14 protein-coding genes are annotated in these 15,584 nt (G+C 65.8%); 9 read left to right on the top strand and 5 right to left on the bottom strand.

All coding sequences use genetic code 11. The features are described 5' to 3' along the window. Positions 1-143 precede the first annotated feature (143 nt). Together pucL and ARTSIC4J27_RS03235 are read left to right on the top strand one after the other, a co-directional pair. Entirely contained in the window at positions 144-1,052 is a 909-nt protein-coding gene (gene pucL, locus ARTSIC4J27_RS03240; protein ID WP_050053783.1) for a factor-independent urate hydroxylase, read from the top strand. Positions 1,053-1,226: 174 nt separating this feature from the next. Then, a complete protein-coding gene (locus ARTSIC4J27_RS03235; RefSeq protein WP_050053782.1) occupies positions 1,227-2,732 on the top strand; it encodes a nucleobase:cation symporter-2 family protein in 1,506 nt (501 codons plus the stop codon). Positions 2,733-2,870: 138 nt separating this feature from the next. On the opposite strand, the gene ARTSIC4J27_RS03230 is transcribed toward ARTSIC4J27_RS03235, so the two are convergent. After that, positions 2,871-3,626, bottom strand: a complete 756-nt coding sequence (locus tag ARTSIC4J27_RS03230; RefSeq protein ID WP_050053781.1) for an IclR family transcriptional regulator — start codon at positions 3,624-3,626, stop codon at positions 2,871-2,873. A 233-nt stretch (positions 3,627-3,859) separates the two neighbouring features. Here ARTSIC4J27_RS03230 and ARTSIC4J27_RS03225 point away from each other — a divergent pair, with 233 nt between their 5' ends. Genes ARTSIC4J27_RS03225 through ARTSIC4J27_RS03205 form a run of 5 tightly spaced genes read left to right on the top strand, consistent with a single transcriptional unit; the run spans position 3,860 to position 10,243 of the window. Continuing rightward, entirely contained in the window at positions 3,860-5,299 is a 1,440-nt protein-coding gene (locus ARTSIC4J27_RS03225; RefSeq protein WP_050053780.1) for an NAD-dependent malic enzyme, read from the top strand. Between the two features lie 37 nt (positions 5,300-5,336). Further along, positions 5,337-6,935, top strand: coding sequence for a malate synthase A (aceB, locus tag ARTSIC4J27_RS03220; protein ID WP_050053779.1), 1,599 nt, complete (start codon positions 5,337-5,339; stop codon positions 6,933-6,935). Between the two features lie 3 nt (positions 6,936-6,938). Next, positions 6,939-8,231 (top strand): DUF6986 family protein, encoded by a 1,293-nt coding sequence (locus ARTSIC4J27_RS03215; protein WP_050053778.1) that lies wholly within the window; start codon positions 6,939-6,941, stop codon positions 8,229-8,231. A 14-nt stretch (positions 8,232-8,245) separates the two neighbouring features. Continuing rightward, positions 8,246-9,058 carry a bifunctional allantoicase/(S)-ureidoglycine aminohydrolase gene (locus tag ARTSIC4J27_RS03210; protein WP_050053777.1) on the top strand — a complete coding sequence of 271 codons (813 nt, stop codon included), beginning with the start codon at positions 8,246-8,248 and terminating at the stop codon, positions 9,056-9,058. A 30-nt stretch (positions 9,059-9,088) separates the two neighbouring features. After that, on the top strand, positions 9,089-10,243 hold the full coding sequence (locus tag ARTSIC4J27_RS03205) for a serine hydrolase domain-containing protein (RefSeq protein WP_050053776.1): 1,155 nt from the start codon (positions 9,089-9,091) through the stop codon (positions 10,241-10,243). Here the strand turns inward: ARTSIC4J27_RS03205 and ARTSIC4J27_RS03200 are convergent. Continuing rightward, entirely contained in the window at positions 10,240-11,415 is a 1,176-nt protein-coding gene (locus ARTSIC4J27_RS03200; protein ID WP_050053775.1) for a zinc-dependent alcohol dehydrogenase, read from the bottom strand. The two genes, ARTSIC4J27_RS03205 and ARTSIC4J27_RS03200, sit on opposite strands and share 4 nt — an antisense overlap. A 163-nt stretch (positions 11,416-11,578) precedes the next feature. Here ARTSIC4J27_RS03200 and ARTSIC4J27_RS03195 point away from each other — a divergent pair, with 163 nt between their 5' ends. Then, positions 11,579-11,827, top strand: a complete 249-nt coding sequence (locus tag ARTSIC4J27_RS03195) for a hypothetical protein (RefSeq protein WP_050053774.1) — start codon at positions 11,579-11,581, stop codon at positions 11,825-11,827. Between the two features lie 13 nt (positions 11,828-11,840). Here the strand turns inward: ARTSIC4J27_RS03195 and ARTSIC4J27_RS03190 are convergent, their stop codons facing one another. The 3 genes from ARTSIC4J27_RS03190 to ARTSIC4J27_RS03180 all read right to left on the bottom strand — a co-directional run bounded on the left by ARTSIC4J27_RS03190 (position 11,841) and on the right by ARTSIC4J27_RS03180 (position 14,769). Next, positions 11,841-12,554, bottom strand: coding sequence for an HAD family hydrolase (locus tag ARTSIC4J27_RS03190; RefSeq protein WP_050053773.1), 714 nt, complete (start codon positions 12,552-12,554; stop codon positions 11,841-11,843). After that, positions 12,554-12,844 (bottom strand): hypothetical protein, encoded by a 291-nt coding sequence (locus ARTSIC4J27_RS03185; RefSeq protein WP_050053772.1) that lies wholly within the window; start codon positions 12,842-12,844, stop codon positions 12,554-12,556. Before ARTSIC4J27_RS03185 ends, ARTSIC4J27_RS03190 begins: the two co-directional genes overlap by 1 nt. Before the next feature lie 116 nt (positions 12,845-12,960). After that, entirely contained in the window at positions 12,961-14,769 is a 1,809-nt protein-coding gene (locus ARTSIC4J27_RS03180) for a glycoside hydrolase family 15 protein (RefSeq protein WP_050053925.1), read from the bottom strand. Positions 14,770-14,849: 80 nt separating this feature from the next. Here ARTSIC4J27_RS03180 and ARTSIC4J27_RS03175 point away from each other — a divergent pair, with 80 nt between their 5' ends. After that, on the top strand, positions 14,850-15,581 hold the full coding sequence (locus ARTSIC4J27_RS03175) for a DUF72 domain-containing protein (protein ID WP_050053771.1): 732 nt from the start codon (positions 14,850-14,852) through the stop codon (positions 15,579-15,581). Positions 15,582-15,584: the final 3 nt, after the last annotated feature.

The following is a 15,584-nucleotide window of genomic DNA, read 5'->3' as shown; positions in this document are numbered from 1 at the left end:
AGCAGGCAGGGTCGTAATGAGCTGGCATCAATGGATGCCGGCTCTTTTTTGTTGGGTCGGCTCCACCGGAAACGCGCTTGAAATGCGCGCTTAATTTCAGTGATGGAACCTGGGTTCCACTTACCGGAAGTTGGGAAAAGACCATGAGCAGCAAGATCATCCTCGGCGAGAACCAGTACGGCAAGGCCGAGGTCCGGGTCGTCAAGATCACCCGCGACACCGACCGCCACGAAATCGAAGACCTCAACGTCACCTCGCAACTGCGGGGCGATTTCGCGGCCGCACACCTTGAGGGCGACAACGCCCACGTGGTGGCCACTGACACCCAGAAGAACACCATTTACGCCTTCGCCCGTGAGGGCGTCGGCTCGCCCGAGGCGTTCCTGCTTCGCCTCGGCGAGCACTTCACCTCCAGCTTCGACTGGGTCACCGGCGGCCGCTGGGAAGCCGAGTCTTACAGCTGGGACCGGATCCAGGCGCACGGAACCGAGCACAACCACTCCTTCGTGCGCAACGGCCAGGAAGTCCGCACCGCAGTCCTGGTCCGCGACGGCGCCACCACCCACCTGATCTCCGGGCTCAAGGACCTCACAGTCCTGAAGTCCACCCAGTCCGGCTTCGTGGGCTACCCGAAGGACAAGTACACCACCCTGCCCGAAACCACGGACCGCATCCTGGCCACCGATGTCTCGGCCCGCTGGCGCTTCAAGACCGGCACCGACTTCAGCACCCTGGACTTCAACAAGAGCTACGACGACGTCAAGGGACTCCTGCTCGAAGGTTTCACGGAGAAGTACTCCCACGCCCTCCAGCAGACCCTGTTCGACATGGGCACCAAAGTGCTGGAAGCCCACAGCGAAATCGACGAGATCAAGTTCTCGATGCCCAACAAGCACCACTTCCTTGTGGACCTCTCGCCGTTCGGCCTCGACAACCCCAACGAGGTCTTCTTCGCCGCAGACCGCCCCTACGGCCTGATCGAGGCCACCGTCCAGCGCGAGGACGCCACCCCGGCGGACATCGCCTGGTCCGGCATCGCCGGCTTCTGCTAAGCCCGCAACAACACCAACGGGCCCGGAGTTTTTGTCCAGATAAGACGACTTCAGCACCCCTGAAGCCTGCATAGCTGGACAAAAACTCCGGGCACCCACCCACGTCTTTCAACACCGTTAGCCAGACACCGTTAGCCAGACAATGTCGTCTGCCATGAACCAAGAAAGTCTGCCATGAACATCAGAAAGAAACCGGCCGCTGCTGCCGCCGGAAAAGGCACCCGTTCGGCAAGGCCTGAGGACCAAAAGCTCCCCATCGCCAGCACCTTCGCCTACGGTTTCCAGCACGTCCTCACCATGTACGGCGGCATTATCGCCCCGCCCCTGATCATCGGCGCCGCTGCCGGAATGTCCTCGCAGGACATCGGCCTGCTGATCGCGGCCTGCCTCTTTGTCGGCGGACTGGCCACCATCCTGCAGACAGTGGGCATCCGCTTCTTCGGCTCGCAGCTGCCGCTGGTCCAGGGCGTTTCCTTCGCGGGCGTCTCCACCATGGTGGCCATCGTGCACGGCGGCGGCGGTATCCAGGCAGTCTTCGGGTCCGTTATTGCCGCTTCACTGATCGGCCTGCTGATCACTCCGCTGTTCTCGAAGATCATCCGGTTCTTCCCGCCCGTGGTGACCGGCACGGTGATCACCACCATCGGGCTGACCCTGATGCCGGTGGCCGCCAACTGGGCCATGGGCGGCAACAGCAAGGCTGAGAACTACGGCAGCATGGCCAACATCGGGCTGGCCGCGGCCACCATGGCCATCGTCCTCCTGCTCAGCAAGGTGGGCAGCGCCGCGATTTCCCGGCTCTCCATCCTGCTGGCCATGGTCCTGGGCACCCTGATCGCGTTCGCCTTCGGCATGGCTGATTTCTCCAAGGTTGGCCAGGGCGAGATCGTCGCGTTCCCCACCCCGTTCGCCTTCGGCGCCCCGGTGTTCGAGATTGCCGCCATCATTTCCATGCTGATCGTCATCCTGGTCACCTTGACCGAGACCTCGGCGGACATCATTGCCGTGGGCGAGATCGTGGGCACCAAGGTCGACTCCAAGCGGATCGGCGACGGTCTCCGGGCAGACATGCTCTCCTCCGCTATCTCACCGCTGTTCAACTCCTTCACCCAGAGCGCGTTCGCCCAGAACGTGGGCCTGGTGGCCATCACCGGCGTCAAGAGCCGCTTCGTGGTCAGCGCGGGCGGCCTGATCCTGGTGATCCTCGGTCTCCTGCCGGTCCTTGGCCGCGTGGTCGCAGCGGTGCCGACGCCTGTGCTCGGAGGCGCCGGCGTCGTACTCTTCGGCACGGTGGCCGCCAGCGGCATCCGCACGCTGTCCAAGGTGGAGTACAGGAACAACATGAACCTGATCATCGTGGCGGCGTCCATCGGGTTCGGCATGATCCCCATCGCCGCCCCCTCGTTCTACGACCAGTTCCCGTCCTGGTTCGGCACCATCTTCCACTCCGGCATCAGCTCCGCCGCAGTGATGGCCATCCTGCTGAACCTGCTCTTCAACCACCTCAAGGCGGGCAACTCGGAGAACCAGTCCGTGTTTGTGGCCGGAACCGAGCGTGTGGTCCGGGAAGAGGACCTCAAATGCCTGGCCGACGGCGACCGCTTCGAAGGCGGCAAGCTCATCGACTGCGACGGCAAGGAAGTCCGGGTCGAGTCGTCCGAGAAGGCGGCAGAGCACTAGCATCCTGTGCCCGCAACAAAGGCGGCCCGCTTCCGGAAGGAGCGGGCCGCCGTCGCGCATGGCTTCGGGAGTTTTTGTCCAGATATGCAGGGCAAATGACACTTTAAGTCTGCATATGTGGACAAAAACTCCAGGAGGTCAGGTGCGGTTCAGTTCCAGCGAAATGGCTTCGGCGGCTTCGCGGAGGACGGGCACGGCCTTGTCGGCGAAGTGCTCGTCCACGCGGGAGACGGGACCGGAGACCGAGATGGCTGTCGGGGTGGGGGCGTTGGGCACCGCCATGGCGAAGCACCGCACACCAAGCTCCTGCTCCTCCTCGTCAATGGAGTAGCCCCGCTCGCGGATGAGCTTGAGGTCTGCCAGGAGTTCCTCGACATCACCAATGCTCTTAGCGGTGGGCGTCGGCATCCCGGCACGGGTCACGATGCCGCGGACCGTCTCGTCATCCAGCTGCGCGAGGATGGCCTTCCCGACGCCGGTGGCGTGGGTATGGGCGCGCCGGCCCACCTCGGTGAACATGCGCATCGAGTGCAGCGAGGGCACCTGTGCCACGTAGATCACCATGTCCGAGTCCAGCACGGCCATGTTCGAGGTCTCCCCCAGCCGGTCCACCAGCGTCTTGAGCTGCGGACGCGCCACAGCACCCAGCTGCTTGTTCGCACCTTCACCCAGCCGGATGAGCCGCGGGCCCAGCGCATAGCGCCGGTTGGGCAGCTGGCGGATATAGCCCAGGGACACCAGTGTCCGCAGCAGGCGGTGGATGGTGGGCAGCGGAAGGTCTGTGGACGAGGACAGTTCACTGAGCGTCACGTCGCCGCCGGCATCCGTGATGAGCTCCAGCAGTTCGAATACGCGCTCTACCGACTGCACACCGCCCGAGGCTTTTTCTGCCATTCCGTTGTCTCCTACGGCTCGGAATCTGACAACTCTTATCCGCATCGTGAAAAGAATTGCTTAGAACACCCAACATACAGCACCCCGGTTCACTGCGCGATGCCCCGTACCGGTCATACAAGGAGGGCTTGTATTTCCATCTTGCAGATAATAATATCCATAATACGAAAACATTGATTTCGAAAAGACAGACCGGACATGGCCTCACGGAAGGCCCAACAGGAGGACATTCAATGGCGAACCCCAGCCCCGGAAATTCGATCACCCTGCGCGTGGAAGCACCGTCGAGCTTCAGCGCCACCAGCGAGCTTGCTGCAGCGGTGGGAGCGGCGGGCGCCGCCATCACCGCACTGGACGTCAGCGAATCCCACCACGAGACCCTCGTTGTGGACGTCACCTGCAACACCACCGACGACGAACACGCCGCCCGCGTCAAGGACGCCCTCAACGCGCTCGACGGCGTCACGGTCCAGCACGTCTCGGACCGCACCTTCCTCATGCATCTGGGCGGCAAACTGGAAGTTGTCCCCAAGGTAGCCCTGCGCAACCGCGACGATCTCTCCCGCGCCTACACTCCCGGCGTCGCCCGCGTCTGCCTGGCCATCGCCGAGGATCCCGCGGCAGCCCGCAACCTGACTGTGAAGCGCAACACCATTGCCGTTCTCACGGACGGTTCGGCCGTCCTGGGCCTGGGCAACATCGGCCCCGCCGCCGCCCTTCCGGTCATGGAAGGCAAGGCCGCCCTGTTCAAGCAGTTCGCCAACGTTGACGCCTGGCCGGTCTGCCTGGACACCCAGGACACCGAAGAAATCATCATGATCGCCAAGGCCGTGGCCCCCGTCTACGGCGGCATCAACCTGGAGGACATCGCTGCCCCGCGCTGCTTCGAGATCGAGAACCGGCTCCGTGAAGAGCTGGATATCCCGGTGTTCCACGACGACCAGCACGGCACCGCCATCGTCACCCTGGCAGCCCTGGTGAACGCACTGCGCGTGGTGGGCAAGAAGCTGGACGAGGTGAAGATTGTGGTGTCGGGCGTCGGTGCGGCCGGTTCAGCCATCATCCAGCTCCTGAAGGCCCAGGGAGCGCAGCACATCATCGCCGCCGGCCGCTCCGGCGCCATCCACTCCGGCGAGACTTACGGGGACGAACACCGCAGCTGGATCGCGGCGAACACCAATGAGGAAGGCTTCGCCGGCACCCTGCACGAGGCCCTCGCCGGCGCGGATGTGTTCATCGGCGTCAGCGCCCCGCACGTGATCGGCGAGGAGCAGGTGGCCTCGATGGCAGAGAACGCCATTGTGTTCGCCATGGCCAACCCGACGCCGGAAATCGATCCGGTCGTCGCCTCCCGGCACGCCGCCGTAGTGGCCACCGGCCGCAGCGACTTCCCCAACCAGATCAACAACGTGCTGGCTTTCCCGGGCTTCTTCCGCGGCCTGCTCGATGCCGGAGCCTCGGACATCACCCCGGAGATGCTGGTGGCCGCCGCGGAAGCGATCGCCAACCGGGTAGCTGACGATGAGCTCAATGCCAGCTACATTATCCCCAGCGTCTTCGATCCCCACGTGGCCGCCGATGTTGCCTCAGCCGTTGCCGCCGCCGCCCACGCCGCCAACGTGGCAACCGCGGCCGCAGCCAAGGAACTCGAAGACGCCCTGGCCAGCGCCTGATTCACCGCCTGACTTCAGTACAAGGAAAGGACCAGAAATGGCCATCACTGTCACAGACCCCCGGCCCATCGAGCGCGCGGAGGAGATCCTCACCCCGAAGGCCCTGGCCTTCATCGAGGAGCTCCACACCCGCTTCGCCGGCACCCGCAACGAACTCCTGGCTGCCCGTGCCGTCAAGCGCCAGCGCGTGGCGGACACCGGCAAGCTGGACTTCCTGCCGGAAACCCAGGACGTGCGCGACGGCGACTGGAAAGTTGCGCCGGCACCGGCGGCTTTGCAGGACCGCCGGGTGGAGATGACCGGACCCGCCTCACCGGCAAAGATGGCCATTAACGCATTGAACTCAGGCGCCAAGGTGTGGCTCGCGGACCTCGAGGATGCCAGCACCCCCACCTGGGGCAACGTCATCGACGCCATCCTGAACCTCCGCGACGCCGCCCAGGGCACCCTCAGCTACACCTCGGCGGAGGGCAAGGAGTACAGGCTCCGCACGGACGCGCCGCTCGCCGTGGTGGTGGCCCGCCCCCGCGGCTGGCACATGCAGGAAAAGCACCTGCTGCTCAACGGCGAGCCTGCCGTTGGTGCGCTGGTGGACTTCGGCCTGCACTTCTTCCACGTCGCCAAGCAGCTGGTGCTCAACGGGCAGGGACCGTACTACTACCTGCCCAAGATGGAAAGCCACCTCGAGGCGCGGCTGTGGAACGACGTCTTCGTCTTCGCCCAGGACTACCTGGGACTGGGCCAGGGCACCATCCGCGCCACCGTGCTGATCGAGACCATCCCGGCCGCGTTCGAGATGGATGAGATCCTGTACGAACTGCGCGACCACGCCTCCGGCCTGAACGCCGGCCGCTGGGACTACCTGTTCAGTATCATCAAGTACTTCCGCGACGCCGGCGAGGAGTTCGTCCTCCCGGACCGCGCCTCGGTTGCCATGACCGCCCCGTTCATGCGCGCGTACACCGAACTGCTGGTCAAGACCTGCCACAAGCGCGGCGCCTTTGCCATGGGCGGCATGGCGGCCGTGATCCCCAACCGCCGGCACCCCGAGGTCACCGAGGCTGCCTTCGCGAAGGTCCGCGCCGACAAGACCCGCGAGGCAAATGACGGCTTCGACGGCTCCTGGGTGGCACACCCGGACCTCGTGCCCACCTGCCGGGAGGTGTTTGATGCAGTGCTCGGCGACAAGCCGAACCAGCTGGACAAGCAGCGTCCTGAGGTCAACGTGACTGCGGAGCAGCTGCTGGACGTCACCTCCGCCGAGGGCCAGGTCACCGAAGCCGGGCTGCGCCTGAACCTGTACGTGGCCATCGCCTACACGGCGGTCTGGCTGTCCGGGAACGGTGCGGTGGCCATCCACAACCTGATGGAGGACGCCGCCACCGCCGAAATCTCCCGCTCCCAGGTGTGGCAGCAGATCCGCAACAAGTCGGTCCTCGCGGACACCGGCAACACGGTCACCCGCGAACTGGTGGAACGGATCCTGGGCGAGGAAACCGAGCGGCTCCGCACCGAATTCGGCGACGAAGCCTTCCGCCGCTACTACCAGCCGGCCAGTGAACTGATCGCGGACATCTGCCTGTCCGAGGACTACACAGATTTCCTCACCACCCCGGCCTACGAACTGGTGGGCTGAGGCATGGCAGCAGCACCCAAGCCGTCACTGTCCGCCGGGGACCTGGCGGCCATCGACGGGCAGCTGGCCGCCACGGACCGCCTGCTGGAGCAGAACTACCCCGGCGATGACGGCTCCCGCCAACCCGTCCACACGGTGTACGTGCCCGCGGACCGGTTTACGCCGTCGTTCGCTGCGGACTGGGGCGCCGAGGCACTGGCCGCGGCCAGCGCCCACGGCGGACTGGAAAAGCTCGGTGGCCTGCTGGGCCAGGACGCCGCGCTGGCGCAGGCTGTTGCCCCGCGCGTCGAAGCGAAGCTGGCCTCCGAACCGATCGAGGACCTGCGGCTCGATTTTGAGGACGGCTTCGGGGACAGGGGCGACGACGCCGAGGACGCCGCCGCAGTTGCCGCGGCATCCGCTGTGGCCGCCGCAGCCGCGGCCGGGTCCGCTCCCCCGTTCATCGGCATCCGCTTCAAGTGCTTCGAGGCGGCCACCCGCTCACGCGGGCTGCGGACGCTGGACCTGTTCGTTTCGGGCCTGGCGGCGGCGGGCGAGCTGCCGGAGGGCCTGGTCCTGACGCTGCCCAAGGTGACCACCGTGGCCCAGGTCAAGGCCATGGACTACGCCGTCTCCCGGCTTGAGGAAGTACACTCACTCCCGGCCGGGCGGCTCCGCTTCGAGGTGCAGGTGGAAACCCCGCAGCTGATCCTGGGGCCGGAAGGAACGTCGCCCGTGGCGCAGCTGCCGCACGCCGTCCCGGGCCGGATCAGCGGCCTGCACTACGGCACATACGACTACTCCGCGTCGCTGCAGATCTCGGCCGAGTACCAGTCCATGGAGCACCCGGTGGCCGACTTCGCCAAGGAAGTCATGCAGCTGGCCGTGGCCGGAACGGGCATCAGGCTCTCGGACGGATCCACCAATATCATCCCCGTCGGCGACAACGTGGAAAACGCGTGGCGGCTGCACGGCCGGCTGGTCCGCCGCTCGCTGGAACGCGGCTACTACCAGGGCTGGGACCTGCATCCGGCGCAGCTGCCCAGCCGCTTCGCCGCCACCTACGCCTTCTACCGGCAGGGCCTTCCGGCCGCCGCGGCCCGCCTGCGGACCTACGTGGAACGGGACAACGCAGAGCAGACCGACGGCGGCGTGATGGACGAGCCCGCCACGGCCCGCGCCCTTGCAGCGTTCGTCCTGCGCGGCGTCCAGTGCGGCGCAGTGGGTGCCGAGGAAGTCCAGGCGCTTGCCGGCGTCGGAATTCCGCAACTGACCGGACTGGCCCACCCGCGGCTCGCCACCACTTCCAACTCCTAAGTAAGGAACCAGTTATGGGCAAGTACTACTCCCCCACCGGCGGGCTGCCGCCGCAGACCCACCTGACCACCGAGCGGGCCATCGTCACCGAGGCGTACACGGTGATCCCGAAGGGCGTGATGACGGACATCGTCACGTCCAACCTGCCGGGCTTTTCGAACACCCGCTCCTGGATCATCGCCCGCCCCATCTCAGGCTTCGCCACCACGTTCTCGCAGCTGATCGTGGAGATCGGCCCGGGCGGCGGCGCCCCCAAGGCCGAATTCGAAGCCGGCGTGGAAGGCGTCATTTTTGTGACCCGCGGCAAGGTCAATCTCACCCTGGACGGCGAACTCCACCAGTTGGAGGAGGGCGGCTACGCCTACCTGGCCGCCGGTTCGGAGTGGGGCCTGGAGAACGTTTCCAGCGACGTTGTGTCCTTCCACTGGATCCGCAAGGCCTACGAACGCCTCGAAGGGTATGAGGCCAAGTCCTTCGTCACCAACGAACAGGACGTCGAACCGACAGCGATGCCGGACACCGACGGCGCCTGGAAAACCACCCGCTTCACGGACTCCAGCGACCTGGCCCACGACATGCAGGTGAACATCGTGACGTTCCAGCCCGGCGGCGTCATCCCGTTCCCGGAAACCCACGTGATGGAGCACGGCCTGTACGTCCTGGAGGGCAAGGCCATGTACCTGCTCAACAACGACTGGGTGGAGGTGGAGGCCGGCGACTTTATGTGGCTGCGCGCCTTCTGCCCGCAGGCCTGCTACGCCGGCGGCCCGGGCGAGTTCCGCTACCTGCTCTACAAGGACATGAACCGGCAGGTCCGCCTCACCTAAACCCCTCCCCAAAGGGGGAAAATGGGTCACATGGGCACTACCCGGGGCCGGCCGCGGAAGCGGATCGCGGCCGGCCTGTGCACGGTCATGCTGGTGGCATTGACCGCCGGCTGCACCGGAGAACCGCGCCCGCCGGAACCGGACAAACCGCCGGCTTTCACCCTGCTGGAGTCCTTCAGCTCGAGGATGCTGGAGGAAGGCGCACCCGCGGTATTGATCGCCGTCAAGGACAACGGCACCAGCTGGACGCACGCAGCCGGCGTCCGGAACCTGGCGACGGGTGAGCGTGCCGCGGTGGCCGATCCCGTCCGCATCGGCGGCATCACCGAGTCCCTGGTGGCTGTATCGGTCCTCAAACTGGACGACGAGGGCAAACTCGACCTGGACAGCCAGGTCAGCACCTACCTTCCCGAGTTCGGCAGCGTCCTCCACCCGCCGGGGCCCACCACCGTCCGCCAGCTGTTAACGCACGAATCCGGCCTCCCCGACTTCTCCGTCCCCCTCCTGGCCTCCGGAGGGTGGGAGGAAACCATGAACCGGCCGCTCAGCCTGGAACAGCAGCTGTCCCTGGCCGCCACCGTTCCCTGGGAACGCAGGCTGGCGCAGATCTTCAACTACTCACGGTCCGACTATGCCGCCCTGGGGCTGATCATCGAGCGGCTTCGCGGCCAGAGCATCGGCCGGGTCCTGGCAGCAGACGTCGCCCAGCCACTGGGCCTGACGGCCACCAGCCTGGGCGGAGCGCAATCAGCCGCCATGGTCCACGGCTACATCACCGCCGGTGGCCGGCAGCTGGACGCGGCGGATCCCGCCTGGCAGGCCGAACTGCCCGCAGGCGGAGCCGTCTCAACGGTGGAGGAAGTGAACAGGTTCTATGCCGCACTGCTGCAGGGCAGGCTGCTTCCGCCGGACACGGTGACGGCCATGAAGGGCGGCTACTCCCAGTATTACGGTTTTGCCCTGCGCCGGTGGAACAACACCTGCAACAACCGTTTCTACTACGGCCTTCCGGGCGACACCGACGGCTACGGCATGATCGCCATGACCAGCGAGGACGGCAGCAGGCAGCTGACCATGTCGGTTGCCTATCCGCCGGCCCCGCCAACCCTCCAGCTGAACCCGTTGATCTACGAGATGCAGGACGTGGCGCAGGAAGCCCTGAACAGCCTCTGCAGCGATAACTAGGGGTTCAGGACAACCTTGATGCAGCCGTCCTCTTTCTTCTGGAACTTCTCGTACAGTGCCGGAGCCCCCTCCAGGCCCGAGCGGTGGGTGACCAGGTCCATCACACCCAGCGGATCGGCGTCGTCCTCCACGAGGGGAAGGATGTCATCGGTCCAGCGGCGCACGTTGCACTGGCCCATCCGGAGCTGGATCTGCTTGTCGAACATGGTCAGCATCGGCAGGGGGCTGGCCTGCCCGCCATAGACCCCGCTCAGCGAAACCGTCCCGCCCCGCCGTACGGACTCGATGGATGCGTGCAGCGCCGCAAGCCTGTCCACGCCGGCGGTTTCCATTGCCTTTTGCGCCAGTTTGTCCGGCAGCAGGCCCAGCGCCTGGTGCGCGAATCCGGCAACGGGGGAACCGTGCGCTTCCATGCCGACGGCGTCAACCACCGCGTCCGGGCCACGCCCGGCCGTCATCTCGCGCAGCTGGTCCGCTACATCCTTGGTGTAATCGAGCGTTTCGACGCCGTGCCGCGCCGCCATCTCACGCCGCTCGGGAACGGGGTCGATGCCGATAACCCGCAGACCGCGCTGGACCCCGATGCGTCCGGAGAACTGGCCCACCGGCCCCAGGCCGAAGACGGCCAGGGTGCCGCCGGCAGGAGTGTCCGCATACTCCACGGCCTGCCAGGCGGTGGGAAGGATGTCCGAGAGGAACAGGTACCGTTCGTCCGGCAGTTCGGTGCCCACCTTGATGGGGCCGTAGTCCGCGTGCGGGACGCGCAGGTATTCGGCCTGCCCGCCGGGGACGGAACCGTACAGCTCCGAGTAACCAAAAAGGGCCGCGCCGGAGCCCTTGTCCTTGACCTGGGTGGTCTCGCACTGGGACTGCAGGCCCTGGGCGCAGAAGTAGCAGTGGCCGCAGGAGATGTTGAAGGGGACCACCACGCGGTCGCCCTTGCGGAGATTGGTGACGCCGCTGCCCACTTCCTCCACAATGCCCATGGGTTCATGCCCGATGACGTCGCCCTTGTGCATGTACGGGCCGAGCACCTCGTAGAGGTGCAGGTCCGAGCCGCAGATCGCCGTGGAGGTGATCCGGACAATGGCATCGGTGGGCTCCTGAATAACTGGATCAGGTACTTCTGCCACGCTTACCGAGCGTTTTCCTTGCCACGTCAGTGCTTTCACAGTCTCCCTTTCGCTGGATCCGGGGCATGGCGCCCTCTCTTCGACGCTAGCGGCTGGCGGACAAAAAAGTAAGCAGGCTGATGAAACTCTTGTCGTCCCGGCCTGCTGCTCCTAGCGTAGGAAGGGCCAGACCATCAGAGATGACGATTGAAAGAGGAACACCATGTCGCTCTACCAGCCGGAACCTGTTGAGATTTCCACGCGGATGCGTCCCGGAGAATGGACGGAGGCCAGCCTGGAGGAGCTCGTCAACAGCTACCGGCAGCGGATTGTGGAGATGGGTGCCAATCTGGCCGACGTGGTGACGGACATCGAGCGGGGCGACGACGGCGGCGTGCGGGTGGCGGTTTCCTGGGACAAGCCCGCCAATGCGGGTGACGAGGATGCGGTGACCGGAGGGCAGACGCTCTAGCGCGGCTCCGGGATCAGGAGGCTGCCTGCAGCAGCGGGCCGACTGCGCTTGCGGTCAAGTTTTCCAGCAGGTCGCGCGGGCCTGCATAGACTTCCACGGCGCCGGCTTCACGCAGCTCGACGGCATTGACCCCGCCGCAGGTGACGCCGATGGCCGGGATGCCGAGCGCGGCGGCCGCCTTCATGTCCCAGACGGCATCGCCAACAAACACTGCGTCCGCCGCGTCTACGCCCAGAGCCTCGAGCGCCGCTACGAGGATGTCGGGGGAAGGTTTGCTTTCCTCGGCGTCGTTGGCGCTGGTGGCGGCATCGATGAACTCATCAGCGTCCAGGGTGGACTTCATAACCTGCAGGTCCTGGTTGCGTGCGGAGGACGCGAGCGCGATCGCGAGACCCGCCGCATGGCGCTGGGCCAGCAGTTCCCTGGCGCCATCGAACCTGCGCAAGGCGGGCCAGTGGGAGGCGTAGAGCGCTGCATGGCTGGCCATGATTTCAGCATCAAGGGACTTGTCCCGGTCGTCGGGCAGGAGGCTGTCCACCAACCGGTCACCGCCCATGCCCACGAAGTGGTGGATCGACGCCATCGGGATGTCGTAGCCCTGCTGGCGGAAGGCACCCCACCAGGAGATGGTATGGATGTACGAGGAGTCGATCAGGGTCCCGTCAACATCAAAGAGAATCCCCCGGCGGCGGCCGCCGTCAGGGGATTCGTGTTCCTGCGGCGCCATCAGCTGACCGCAGCCCGCTTGGCATCCGCGGCTTTCCTGGCCCGGAAGGCCTCCTCCTTGGCACTGCTCACCGGACGCACGCGTTCCCTGATGACCGTGCCGGCGCCGTCGTGGCTCTTATCCCGAATGAGGCCGGTGCCTGCGATTTCCCGCGCCATTGCCACACCGGCAGCGGCCGCCCTCTTCGTGGGGAAGGTGACCGAGATGGCCATCAGGTTCCCGGTGCCGTCCATCATCCGGACCCTATAGCCGCCATCGGGCGCATCCACGAGTTCAAAATACCCGGCCATTGCAATCACTCCTCCATCAGTCACGGCACTGTGCTTCTGGAAGCACTCCATGAGGTGTTAGTAAGTATACTTATCTAATTCGCGAAGGAGAAGCCGGACGCCCTGCACGCGCCGCCTCAGCGCGTTTCTGCCTTTTCGGGCGGAATGGGGGTGTCACTTCGCCGAACCGTATCCTGATGCAGCTCCAAAGCGCTAGTCACAAGCGCGAAGTGGCTGAAGGCCTGGGGCGTATTCCCCAGCTGCCGGCCGAGCCGGACACCCCATTCCTCGCTCAGGAGCCCCACGTCGTTGCGCAGGTCCAGGAGCCGCTCAAACAGTTGCCGCGATTCCTCATGGCGGCCCGCCCCCAGCAACGCTTCCACCAGCCAGAACGAACATGCCAGGAACACGCCCTCGTCGCCCGGCAGACCGTCGTCGGACTCCGCGGGCCGGTAGCGAAGCACAAACCCGTCCTCGGTCAGCTCCCGCTGGATGGCCTCGATGGTCCCGATCACCCGGGGATCGTCGGGCGGCAGGAAGCCCACCCGCGGAATCAGGAGCAGGCTGGCGTCCAGTTCCGGCCGCCCGTACGACTGGACAAAGGTGTTGCGCTTGGCGTCGAAGCCGTTGGCCATCACGTCCCGGTGGATGGTGTCCCGCAGTTTTTCCCAGCGTTCCACCGGTCCGGGCAGCCCTGATTCGCGGACGCCCTTCACCATCCGGTCCGCCGCAACCCAGGCCATCACCTTGGAGTGGGTGAAGTGCCGCCGCGGTCCACGCATTTCCCACAGCCCGTTGTCCGGCTGGTCCCAGATGGTCTCCAGGTGCTCCATCAGTGCGACCTGAACGTCCCACGCCTCATCGGTGTGCTTAAGCAGCGAGTTTCGGGTGAGCGCAAGGCAGTCCAGCACTTCCCCCCACACATCAAGCTGGAGCTGCTCGGCGGCACCGTTGCCAATGCGGACCGGGGACGAATTTTCGTAGCCCTTCAGCCAGGGCAGCTCCATTTCCGGCAGGCGGCGTTCGCCGTGGATGCCGTACATGATCTGGAGGTCGGCCGGGTCGCCCGCCACGGCCCGGAGCAGCCAGTCCCGCCAGGCGGCGGCCTCGGCGGTGTAGCCGGCGGCCAGCAGTGCCTGCAGCGTCATGGTGGCATCGCGGAGCCAGCAGTAGCGGTAGTCCCAGTTGCGCGGGCCGCCGGGCTGTTCCGGCAGCGACGTGGTCACGGCTGCCACAATGCCGCCCGTAGGGGCGTACGTGAGGGCCTTCAGCGTTACCAGTGAACGGATCACCGCGTCCACGTACTTGCCCTCCACCGTGCACTGGGACGCCCAGCCCCGCCAGAAGGAGTGGGTGGTGCCGAGCACTTCTTCGGCGTCCACAGTGTGCGGCCGGCCCACATGGCTGGGCGCCCAGGTGAGGACAAAGGGCACCCGCTCGCCTGCGTTGACCGTAAAGTCGCTGACGCTGTGCATGTTCTCGCCGTGCAGCGGAGCCGGGGTGACAAAGTAGACGGCGTCCGGTCCGGCGATGGCGTGCAGGCCATATTGGTCCTTGCGCACCCAGGGGATGATGTGGCCGTAATCGAAGCGGAGGGTCAGTTCGCCGTGCATCTTCACGCTGCCGCTGACGCCTTCGACGATCCGGACAATGTCAGCCACCGAATCACGGGGCGGCATGAAGTCGATCACCCGCACCGTGCCGTCCTCGGTGTCCCACTCCGTTTCCAGGATCAGGGTGCCGTCCCTGTAACCGCGCCGGGTGCAGGAGCCGCCGCTTGCCGGTGCCAACAGCCACCGGCCCGCTTCGGGCGTGTCCAGCAGTGCGTTGAAGCAGGCAGGAGAATCGAACCGGGGAAGGCAGAGCCAGTCGATGGAGCCTTCCTTGTTGACCAGCGCCCCGGTATGGAGGTCACCGACTACCGCATAATCTTCAATTCGCGCCATGACCATACCCTGCCACAGCCGGCGCCGGAGTGGACCGTGTAGCCTCGAAGGACGGCAGCAGCGGTGACCGGAGGGCAGGCATGGCAATCCACATCGGAACCTCCGGATGGAGCTACGACCACTGGGAAAACGTCCTCTATCCGCCCAGGCTGCCCGCGAAGGACAGGCTGCAGCATTACGTGGCCCGGTTCCGCACGGTCGAACTCAACGCCAGCTTCTACCGCTGGCCCCGCGACACCACCTTTGCCGGCTGGAACCGGCGGCTGCCCGCCGGGTTCAGCATGTCCGTCAAGGCTCCCCGGGGCCTGACCCACGCCCGGAAGCTGTACGAGCCGGAGGTGTGGCTGGAGCGCATCACCCGGTGCTGGCACGAGCTCGGGGATAAGCGGGCCGTCCTCCTGGTCCAGCTGCCGCCCGGCATGGAGCGGGACGACGCCCGGCTGGACTATTTCCTCGCCGCAGTGCCGGACTGGATCAGGGTCACGGTGGAGTTCCGGCACCCGAGCTGGGAATGCCCGGAGGTGTTCGCGCTCCTGGAGCGGCACCAGGCTGCGTACTGCATCATGAGCGGCGCCAATCTTCCCTGCATCCTCCGGACCACGGCCCCCTTCACCTACGCGCGGCTGCACGGCCCGGACCACCAACACCTTTACGCGGGCTCCTACTCGGATGCGGACCTGCACTGGTGGGCGGACCGCATCCGCGAGTGGGCAGGCAATGGCCTGGACGTCTACGCCTATTTCAATAACGACGGCGGCGGCAACGCTGTGCGGAACGCCGAGACCCTGCGCGGGATCCTTGGCGACGGGTAACGT

The sequence above is a fragment of the Pseudarthrobacter siccitolerans genome, assembly GCF_001046895.1.
Taxonomy (GTDB): domain Bacteria; phylum Actinomycetota; class Actinomycetes; order Actinomycetales; family Micrococcaceae; genus Arthrobacter; species Arthrobacter siccitolerans.
This window is presented reverse-complemented; position numbering and strand designations above follow the sequence as displayed.